Source organism: Priestia sp. P5_B4 (assembly GCF_056400385.1).
Map to the genome: position 1 here is coordinate 1 of NZ_JBFULJ010000884.1, position 1,578 is coordinate 1,578.

The window sequence follows — 1,578 nt, forward strand, 5'->3', positions numbered from 1 at the left end:
GACTGTTCCCCTTAATGGACCGGGAGTGTGCCGAGGAAAAAAGAAAGCTTATCGAAACAGCGGTAGAGTATATCTATTCGTCAGGATATCACCAGGGAGCAAAAGATTTAATTGAAACACATCGAAAAGATGATTACAAATTGTTAAGGCAAAAATTAGCGTCAGCACCTCCTGAAAACTGATTTTTTTAAAATTTTTTTTGACAACATAAATCTAAGGTGTTAAGATGACTCTACATTCAAAATATTATAAACAATTAAAACTCTTATTGAGAGAGGCGGAGGGACTGGCCCTGTGAAGCCCGGCAACCATTTAACATTCTTGTTGAAAAGGTGCTACATCCTGCAAAGCGTACAGCTTTGAAAAATAAGAGAGGATTTCATAGATACTATGCCTCTCTATTCGTGATAGAGAGGCTTTTTATTTTATGTGAATATGTTTTGAATGAACAATTTTATAAAAATGCATCAGGTGCTGTGTAACGAATGTACGCAGCTTAAAAGGGAAGACCGGTGAAAAGCCGGCGCGGTCCCGCCACTGTAATGGGGAGCAACTTATTAACCACTGTTTCATGTTGAAATGGGAAGGGATAGGAAGCGATGAACCTAAGTCAGGAGACCTGCCTGTTGTATGCACTTAAGCTCTACGGGATATAGAGAGGAGTGAGGAATACGTGTTGAGAAAAACAGGCTATCTCAACTTTAGTTAAGTATGCGTATCATCTCTCTTTTCATTTCGAAAAGAGAGATTTTTTAGTTTACCGATAAAAAATATACAGGGAGTGGAAAAAATGAGCAGTGTAAAAAGTTCAAACTTAGGTTATCCAAGAATTGGTGAAAAACGAGAATGGAAAAAAGCGCTTGAGCAGTTTTGGGCAGGAAAGCTAGAGAAAGATATCTTTCTTCAGGAGATTGAAGCTCTTCGTCTAGGGCATCTGAAAAAACAGCGTGACGCAGGAATTGAATTAATTCCAGTCGGCGATTTCAGTTTATACGATCACGTGCTAGATACAGCGACTATGTTTGGTCTAGTGCCAAAGCGCTTTGATTATGACGGAGGACCGGTATCGCTTGAAACGTATTTTGACATCGCCCGAGGAACAAAAGGTGCGGTAGCCTCTACGATGACAAAATGGTTTAACACAAATTATCACTACATCGTACCAGAGCTTGAGGAATGTACGCCGGCACTTGTAGAAAATCGCCCGCTTCAGTTTTACAAAGAAGCAAAACAGAAGCTGAATATTGAAGGCAAGCCCGTGATTTTAGGTCCAGTAACATTTGTGAAGCTGTCAAAAGGATATAAAAAAAATGAGTTTAAAGAAATAGTTGAACAATTTGTTCCTCTGTATGCGACTATTTTAGCTGAGCTTGAGGCAGAAGGAGTAGAGTGGGTACAGATAGATGAGCCGATTTTATCTACAACGCTATCAAAAGAAGACCTGGCACTTTACACAGAAGTCTATCAAACTTTGAAGGAAGCGACACCGAATGTAAAAATCATTTTGCAAACGTATTTTGACAGCGTTGATTACTATAAAGAAGTTGTGTCTCTTCCTGTTGAAGGAATCGGTTTAGG

At 39.5% G+C, this 1,578-nt stretch carries 1 protein-coding gene, 1 pseudogene and 2 riboswitches; the gene and the pseudogene both read left to right on the top strand.

What is annotated here, in order from left to right; genetic code table 11:
* On the top strand, positions 1 to 182 hold a 182-nt coding region (locus AC1DRF_RS27120), incomplete at its 5' end, for a hypothetical protein (protein WP_477742198.1).
* 80 nt (positions 183 to 262) lie between these two features.
* A riboswitch (SAM riboswitch) is annotated at positions 263 to 373 on the top strand.
* A gap of 79 nt (positions 374 to 452) precedes the next feature.
* Positions 453 to 641, top strand: a riboswitch (cobalamin riboswitch).
* Between the two features lie 149 nt (positions 642 to 790).
* Positions 791 to 1,578: pseudogene (locus AC1DRF_RS27125) on the top strand (5-methyltetrahydropteroyltriglutamate--homocysteine S-methyltransferase); the annotation flags it as partial.